Origin of the sequence: Lacrimispora amygdalina (genome assembly GCF_003432035.1) — a bacterium.
GTDB classification, from domain to species: domain Bacteria; phylum Bacillota; class Clostridia; order Lachnospirales; family Lachnospiraceae; genus Lacrimispora; species Lacrimispora amygdalina.
Genome location: NZ_QOHO01000110.1, coordinates 1 through 8476, shown reverse-complemented (window position 1 = coordinate 8476; position 8476 = coordinate 1). Strand labels below are relative to the sequence as shown.

The window sequence follows — 8476 nt, the reverse complement described above, 5'->3', positions numbered from 1 at the left end:
CCACACACTGATCTCTATACTTTCCTCTTCGTCGGCAGATTCAGATGGTTATAAGAGACAACTATTATAACATAGGAGGTTTTTTGCTTGAAGCTAAAGCTAGTTGGGGACACACCGGCATAGCCGGTGGTTTTATTGTACCGAGATACAATGAAAAGCCAGGTAAACCGGCATTTTATACCTGCCGATTACCTGGCTTTCAATCTCACTCATTATTGTATATTAATTTTTTCATTCTACCAGGGAATTGCATTGTATAACAGGACTGCCACAAGTGCGCCAATCACAGGACCTGCTACCGGTATCCATGAGTATTTCCAGTTGGAATCACCTTTACCCTTAATCGGGAGTAATGCATGTGCAATCCGGGGACCTAAATCACGGGCCGGATTAATGGCGTATCCGGTTAATCCGCCAAGAGACATACCAACAGAAACAATAATGCCAAATACAAGCAGTTTATCAACGCCTGGCGCTATATCTTTCACGTTCCCGATTCCCTTAATTGCAAATACAAGTACAAAAGTTCCAACTGCTTCACTTAAAAGATTCAGTCCGGTATTCGGAACAGAAGGACCTGTGGAAAATACCCCAAGTTTTGTTCCGGCGTCTTCTGTAAGATCAAACTGGCCCTTGAATAAAACATAAACCAGCACCGCCCCAAGAAATGCTCCGATTAATTGTCCTGTTATGTAAGTTGGCACTACATTCCATCCGATGGAACCTTCCGCTGCAAGCGCAAGGGTTAATGCCGGATTAAAATGTGCTCCTGAAGATGATCCGAAAATAAAGGCAGGCAGCAAAACTGCAAGACCCCATGCAAATGTTATCTGAACCGAACCGGCCCCTTTCATCCCTGACTTATTTAATGTAACGTTTGCCACCACACCATCACCAAGTAAAATAAGCAGCATAGTACCGATAAGTTCTGAAATAAAAATTAACATACTCCCCTACCTCCTGAAATCATGGACTTAATTAACTACATCATTCCTTTGCCCAGCCATAAGAACATTTCACTGCTTTATTCCAGCCATTCACAAGCTCTGTTCTTTCGGCTTCGGCCATATCGGGGCGGAATACTTTATCGATCTGCCAGTTCTTTACAACCGCTTCCTTGCTCTCCCAGTAACCAACCGAAAGCCCTGCAAGATATGCAGCTCCCATAGCAGTTGTCTCAACACACACCGGTCTGTGCACCGGAGCTCCCATAATGTCAGACTGGAACTGCATCAGGAAGTTGTTTGCACTGGCTCCGCCATCCACTTTTAATGTGCTGAGCGTGATACCCGAATCTGCCTGCATTGCACTGATTACGTCATTAACCTGGAAAGCCAGTGACTCAAGAGTCGCTCTGATAATATGATACTTGTTGACTCCTCTTGTGATACCTACAATGGTTCCTCTTGCATATTGATCCCAGTGAGGCGCGCCAAGCCCTGTAAATGCAGGAACTACATAACATCCATTGGTATCCTTTACCTTCTTTGCCATATACTCAGAATCCTGGGATGAATCAACCAACTTCATCTCATCACGCAGCCACTGAATGGCAGCACCTGCAACAAAGATGGATCCCTCCAGGGCATAGTTCACCTTTCCGTCAAGTCCCCAGGCAATTGTTGTAACCAGCCCGTTTTTTGAGTAAACCGGTTTTTCTCCAGTATTCATAAGAAGGAAACATCCGGTCCCGTATGTATTCTTAGCTTCACCGGCTGTAAAACAGGTCTGGCCGAATAACGCTGACTGCTGGTCTCCGGCTGCGCCGCCGATGGGGATGGGACCTCCAAAGAACTGGGGATCTGATTCACCATATACGAAACTGGAGGGCTTTGCTTCCGGAAGCATGCATTCCGGAATATTTAATTCTTTTAAGATATCCTGATCCCATTTTAACTCCTGTATATTAAAAAGCATGGTTCTTGATGCATTGGAATAATCCGTCACATGGACTCTGCCTTTCGTCAGCTTCCATATCAGCCATGTTTCAACCGTACCAAACAGTAAATCTCCGGCTTCCGCCCGTTCTCTGACGCCCTCAACATTGTCCAGAATCCATTTCAGCTTTGTACCTGAAAAATATGCATCAATGATCAGACCTGTTTTCTGCCTGAAAGAGTCCGTAAGCCCTTTCTCTTTTAAAGAGTCACAATACTCGGAAGTACGTCTGCACTGCCATACAATTGCATGGTATACCGGTTCTCCAGTTGCTTTGTCCCAGACAATTGTTGTCTCTCTCTGATTCGTAATGCCAATTGCAGCAATATCTTCAGCAACTGCACCAATCTTAGACATTGCCTCAACTGCCACTCCTAACTGGGAAGACCAGATTTCATTTGCATCGTGTTCTACCCATCCGGGTTTTGGGAAATACTGTGTAAACTCCTTTTGAGCAACGCTGCACATCTCACCCTTTTCGTTAAATAAAATGCATCTGTTGCTTGTTGTTCCTGAGTCCAAAGCCATTACGTACTTCGCCATTAATAATACCCTCCTTTGATTTATTCATTTAATAAGTACGTTACGTACCTTTTAAAACTTGTTAACATATCCTGATTTTATCAGATTCCTGTATATGACATCCATGTTCTGTCCGCCTGCTGCAGCAATGGTTCCTGCAACAGCACCTTCCACCAGAGGGCAGTCAACCATTTTTACTCTGGGATTTTCCATAGATTCCAAAACCATTTCCGTAGTCATCACAGCACTTCCCATATCCATAAGCACCAGAACACCGTCCTCGGTATATGCCTCCTGTATGGCATTTGTAATAAGCTGATAACTGGTGCCAAAGCTGCCGTCCTCCAATCCTCCGGCAGGTATGACTTTAACACGATCAGCCATAAGCCTGGTAAAATCAGCCACGCTTTCAGCTAAACTCCGGCTGTGGGATACTATTACAAAACTAACCATATTTCCCCTCCCGTCACATCTGGGAAGCAATTGCTTCCAGGAGAAATGTAAAAGACGCTGCACCGGGATCCTGATGGCCGATACTGCGCTCACCAAGATAAGATGCCCTTCCCTTTGTGGCAATGATTGTCTTTGTATATTGGACGCCCTCTCTTGCTGCTGCCAGGCCTGCCTCAACCGACGTTTTTGCGTCCCCGGTGAGCTTCCATTCTTTCTCCATTGCACGTTTTGCAGGGAGCATGGCATCAAGCATTGTCTTCTCACCTTCCACAGCCCTCCCGCGCGCCATAACTCCTTCTATGGCGCACTCAAAAGCCTGTAAAAAGTCTTCAAACGTGATTTCTTCTTTTCCCTTTAAAAACATTCCTGCTTTCATAAAAGCTGTGCCATATAATGGACCAGAGGCCCCTCCAACAGTGGCAACTAAAATCATCCCAAGATTTTTAATCATATCTCCGGCGTTCATCATTGCCAGTGAATCTCTTTTCTTATTTATTTCAGAAAAACCTCTTGCCATATTAATGCCGTGGTCTCCATCACCTATGATATTATCAAGCTCTGTAAGATACTCTTTCTGGTTTTCCATGGCTGCTACCATCTGATCAATAATAAGTATTATCTTTTCTCTGTTCATCCTGTCACTCCATAATCATCATGCTTTAAATGCCGGTGTATCCGCTTTTTCATCTAACAGGAATTTTAGTTCTTCATCTAATTTTAATAAAGAAACAGAGAAGCCCTCCATCTCAATGGATGTCATGAACTCACCAACATAGGTCCTGTAGACTGAAACTCCCTTTTCCTTCAAAACGTCAGATACCCGGTTATTGATAATAAACAGTTCCATCAGAGGAGTTGCTCCTGAGCCGTTAATCATGACTGCAACTTCGCTTCCCACATAATCAACATCAGAAAGTATTTGATCAAGGAGGATATCAACGATTTCATTGGCAGATTTCATTTTTTCACGATGGGTTCCGGGCTCGCCATGAATTCCGATTCCCACTTCCATCTCATCCTCTGCAAGTTCAAATCCAGGCTTTCCGGCAGCAGGCACGATACACGGACGGATTGCTGCTCCCATTGTGCGGACATTAGCGATCACTTTTTGTGCTGCAGCCTGGACTTTATTGATATCTTCCCCGTTCTCAGCCGCTGCTCCAGCTATTTTATGTACAAATACAGTGCCTGCCACACCTCTTCTGCCAACTGTATATAAGCTGTCTTTCACTGCAACATCATCATTAACAACCACCTGTTTGACCAGTATCCCATCTTCTTCTGCCATTTCTGCAGCCATTTCAAAATTCATCACATCACCGGTGTAATTTTTAATTACCATTAATACGCCTGCATCACCTGCAATTGCTTTGATTCCCTCATAAATCTGGTCTGGAGTCGGTGAGGTAAAAACTGCCCCTGCCACAGCTGCATCAAGCATACCGGTACCCACATATCCGGCATGTGCAGGCTCATGTCCGCTTCCTCCGCCGCTTATTAAGGCAACCTTGTTCTCTTTTCTATTGCTGCGGACCACTACATTACCGCAGTCAAGCTTCCGTAAATAATCCGGATATGCTTTTACCAGTCCCAATATCATCTCGTTCTCTGCCTGTTCCACGTCATTAATGAACTTTTTCATCTTAATTGACCTCCTTAGATATAAAAAAACATCTCTGTTTTACTACATAAACCATACCGCCTGGTCAGAGGTTGATATGGAAAGCGCACCGCTTCCCAAAGCCGACATCACATCTTCCTTATCCGAAATTAAACCGCCTGCAATTACCGGTACCCTGCTGATTTTACAGACCTTCTTTATTACTTTCGGCATAACTCCAGGCAGAATCTCGATTACATCCGGATGCACCCCGCAGGAAACATTCTGCTTTTCGATATTCACCAGAGCCATGGAATCAATTACAAAATACCGCAGTACCGTATACAGGCCGATCTCTTTGGCCCGTTGAATCAAAGACTGTTTGGTGGTAATAATCCCATCTGCTCTTGTATGTGTTTTAATAAAATCAACCGCCGCCTCCTTTCCGCTTAAGCCAACCAGCAAATCCAAATGGACCATAATTATGTTATCTTCTTTTTTCACTTCATTTACTATCTCACCAATATTGCAAACATCTCCAAATAATATGAAAATCACTTTAACCTCTGATTCTGCACATTTCTTCAAACCAGCCATATCCTTAACCGCAGCAATAATGGGATTGTTTTCAATAACAGTCCATAATTTGTTGTCCACCTTCAACACTCCTTACTTGTCTATTGACCTGCCTTGATAAATATGAATTTATTTTTTCTTTCAAAAAAAAAGAGTGCATAACGACTAATCAGCATTTCTGCTGCCGTATCTGCACTCTTCTCTCAAGGATTGATTTTACTTATATTCAATATAGCACACTTTTGTGCATATTGCAATATAATTTTGAAATTATTTTTATTTTATTGTGTCTTTTTTATTGTTTTTTATTTAACACAGTACTTTTAATATGTATATTGCATAGTTTATTTTGTGTGTTTCGTCATTTTGCACATGATTTCTGACTAATTTCTACTTCTTTCAGCGGGTTTGTACATCAGAAAATTTTATTGAGACAAGCAATGAAACACATTAATCTCAATGATAATCGACAGAATACGACTGGATGTGCATTAAAAACGTTATTTTTTTCACATTCCAGGTGATTTTATGCACTCCGCGTTTTAATGATTCCATACCACAAAACAAAACGGATGACCGGCAGGATCGAGCATAGTAACCCACTCTTCACCGCCATACTGTTCATCAGCAATTTTTGCACCCAGCTTAATTGCTTTTTCCATTGCTTCCTTTAACTCATTCTTATCATCTACAGCAAAATCTAAATGTGCCATCATCTGTTGATGCCCCGGCTTAGATGGCCAGGTAGGCGGAATATAATTTTCATCATACTGAAAGGCTATTCCCATTTCATCCTGATTGGAGTGTATTCCTACAAAAGTGTCTATTTCAAACACTACCGGCCAATGCAAAAGGCCTGTGTAGAAAGATAATAATTGCGGTATATCGCGGCATTCTAAGATTACTGTTTTTAATTTTATATTCATATGAGATTGCAGCCTCCTTTTTTATTTTCCTAATTGTATCAAAGCAGGCGATTACGTAAAACCTTAATGACAATTATAAATAACTTTGAGCTGAAACATGAAAACGCATAAACAATTCCGACAATGCATATTTTCCATCTTTTATCAAACAATAATCAGAAATAAGGAGGCGATACTATGGCTGTAGCTCATAAAAGTGCAATTAGTGTAGGGATGCTTTATATCCCGGTTGGATTATATAAAACCACAAAAGATATTTCCGTTAGTTTCAACCAGCTGTGTAAAGATACCCATGAGCGGGTAAAATACAAAAAAATTTGCCCTTCCTGTAATAAAGAGGTCGATCCGGATGGTATTATAAAGGGATATGAATATGAGAAGGGAAAATATGTCACTTTTACGGAAGACGAACTGGAAAAAATCAAAACCAAGAAAGACAAGACGATCCACATTGAGCATTTTGCAAAATTATCAGATGTAGATCAGATTTATTACGAAAAAAATTACTATGTTGTTCCCGATCCCGGAGCAGAAAAAGCCTGTGAACTGCTGCGTCAGGCCATGCTCTCACAGAAAAAAGTAGGAATTGCCAAAACAGTAATCGGTTCAACAGAAAACTTAATGGTATTGTATCCTGTGAAAGATATTATAATTGCAAAAACATTATTCTATCAGGCTGAAATTCAGGCTGTTCCAGTAGCAGTGACCAAACCAGAGGTCACAAAACCAGAAGTGGAAATGGCAAAAACCATGATTGATTCAATGACATCAACATTTGATCCTGGTTTATATCATGATGAATATCAGGATAGACTGCGGCAGGCAATTGAAACCAAAATAGCCGGCAAAGAAATAGTAAATGCTGATTCGGAAGGTCAGAATAATATTATTGATCTTATGGAAGCCATGAAGAGAACGGTTGAAATAGCAAAAGGAACCAAAGGTCTGGCATAATGGATATATTTGATAGTAAAAGCGTCAGCCCCATGCTGATTTCTGAGATGCAGGACCCGTTTGACTCACCGAACCATATTTTTGAGATAAAATGGGACGGTATCAGATGCCTGTCCTATTTAAATGCCGGAACAGAAATGAGGAATAAAAGGAATAAGCTTATGATTCCCATATTTCCGGAACTGGAAGATCTCTACAGGCAGGTAAAAATAAAGTGCATACTTGACCATGAATTACTTGTACTGAAAAACGGAGTTCCTGATTTCTTTGAAGTCCAGAAAAGAGCTTTAATGAGTAACCAGTTTAAGATAAAATTAGCTGCTGACAGATATCCTGCCAGTATTATCGCCTATGATATATTATATTATAAAGATAGAGATATCACTATGCTCCCACTCATGGAACGTAAAAAGTATCTCCAGGACGTTATTATCGAAAATAATATGATCTCTGTATCCAGGTATGTGGAGAATGACGGAATTATGCTGTTTAACCTTGTAAAAGAAAAAGGATTAGAGGGAATTATAGCAAAAAGAAAAGACAGCCTGTACTGGCCGGGAAAAAGAACGAAAGACTGGATCAAATGCAAGATAATGGCTACTGATGATTGTGTCATTTGCGGATATATTCCAAAGGAAAATCACATGACCAGCCTTGTTCTGGGACAATATGATGATGATATTCTTGTGTATAAGGGGCACGTCACTCTGGGGGTAAGTCTTACTATATTAAATCAGCATAAGTATAAAATTATCGACTATTCCCCTTTTGGATATGTTCCGGAAGGAAATAACGATGCCGTATGGCTTGCTCCTGAATTAGTTTGTATCGTTGAATCAATGCCAACCGAAAAAGACAGTTTCCGGCAGGCAGTTTTTAAAGGTATCAGAGATGATAAATCAGCAATAGAATGTAAGATATAATTGGATGCGAATAGTGCTTCATAATAAATCCAGCAGGAGGAAATTTCTCACAATGGGAAATTTCCAACCTCTCACATAACATTAATTTCATGAGGGCTTTATAATATTTTCTTCAAACAAAGTATCAAACGTATTTACTGCTCCGCCATGCTCAACGATTTTTCCATCTACAATTTTATCAATGTCAACGCCAGTAAAAGTCAGTTTTTTATTAGTAGGCTTCATTCCTAACCACTCCCCCTCATGCGTACCTTCCATAACGAACTCTGAAATAACATAATCTCCATCACAATATTGGCGAATAATTTTCATAGTGTAGTCAGGATATGTTTTTTTAACATCAATTAGGTGTTGTTTCATACCATCTACTCCTATGTGAAAGCTTTGCTCTCCCACTTTAACTTCACAATCATTGGATACAAATTTAAAAACTTCGTTAATCAGATTCTGTGAAACTACTTTCTCATAAAAATATTTTACTATTTCTTTATTACTCATTCCATTTCCTCCTCTAAATACCGAATTTTATAAATTTAGAATACATTATTTTCTACTTACTATCAATTGATTTATCAGGTTAATTG

The 8476-nt window shown here is 40.6% G+C and carries 10 protein-coding genes; 2 read left to right on the top strand and 8 right to left on the bottom strand.

The features are described 5' to 3' along the window. Positions 1–236: 236 nt before the first annotated feature. The 7 genes from DS742_RS26215 to DS742_RS26185 all read right to left on the bottom strand — a co-directional run bounded on the left by DS742_RS26215 (position 237) and on the right by DS742_RS26185 (position 6015). Positions 237–947, bottom strand: coding sequence for an MIP/aquaporin family protein (locus DS742_RS26215; RefSeq protein WP_117419868.1), 711 nt, complete (start codon positions 945–947; stop codon positions 237–239). 40 nt (positions 948–987) lie between these two features. After that, positions 988–2481: a glycerol kinase GlpK gene (gene glpK, locus DS742_RS26210; RefSeq protein WP_117419867.1), complete on the bottom strand. Its 1494-nt coding sequence runs from the start codon at positions 2479–2481 to the stop codon at positions 988–990. 51 nt (positions 2482–2532) lie between these two features. Then, a complete protein-coding gene (gene dhaM / locus DS742_RS26205) occupies positions 2533–2913 on the bottom strand; it encodes a dihydroxyacetone kinase phosphoryl donor subunit DhaM (protein ID WP_117419866.1) in 381 nt (126 codons plus the stop codon). Between the two features lie 13 nt (positions 2914–2926). After that, positions 2927–3547: a dihydroxyacetone kinase subunit DhaL gene (gene dhaL / locus DS742_RS26200; protein ID WP_117419865.1), complete on the bottom strand. Its 621-nt coding sequence runs from the start codon at positions 3545–3547 to the stop codon at positions 2927–2929. An 18-nt stretch (positions 3548–3565) separates the two neighbouring features. Next, entirely contained in the window at positions 3566–4555 is a 990-nt protein-coding gene (gene dhaK, locus DS742_RS26195; RefSeq protein ID WP_117419864.1) for a dihydroxyacetone kinase subunit DhaK, read from the bottom strand. A gap of 42 nt (positions 4556–4597) precedes the next feature. After that, positions 4598–5170: a glycerol-3-phosphate responsive antiterminator gene (locus DS742_RS26190; protein WP_117419863.1), complete on the bottom strand. Its 573-nt coding sequence runs from the start codon at positions 5168–5170 to the stop codon at positions 4598–4600. 461 nt (positions 5171–5631) lie between these two features. Further along, positions 5632–6015 (bottom strand): VOC family protein, encoded by a 384-nt coding sequence (locus DS742_RS26185; RefSeq protein ID WP_117419862.1) that lies wholly within the window; start codon positions 6013–6015, stop codon positions 5632–5634. Positions 6016–6192: 177 nt separating this feature from the next. Here DS742_RS26185 and ku point away from each other — a divergent pair, with 177 nt between their 5' ends. Continuing rightward, entirely contained in the window at positions 6193–6969 is a 777-nt protein-coding gene (gene ku / locus DS742_RS26180) for a non-homologous end joining protein Ku (protein ID WP_117419861.1), read from the top strand. Next, positions 6969–7892: an ATP-dependent DNA ligase gene (locus tag DS742_RS26175; RefSeq protein ID WP_117419860.1), complete on the top strand. Its 924-nt coding sequence runs from the start codon at positions 6969–6971 to the stop codon at positions 7890–7892. The genes ku and DS742_RS26175 overlap by 1 nt, the downstream gene beginning before the upstream one ends. Before the next feature lie 87 nt (positions 7893–7979). On the opposite strand, the gene DS742_RS26170 is transcribed toward DS742_RS26175, so the two are convergent. Then, positions 7980–8390 (bottom strand): ester cyclase, encoded by a 411-nt coding sequence (locus DS742_RS26170; RefSeq protein WP_117419859.1) that lies wholly within the window; start codon positions 8388–8390, stop codon positions 7980–7982. Between the last annotated feature and the right edge of the window lie 86 nt (positions 8391–8476).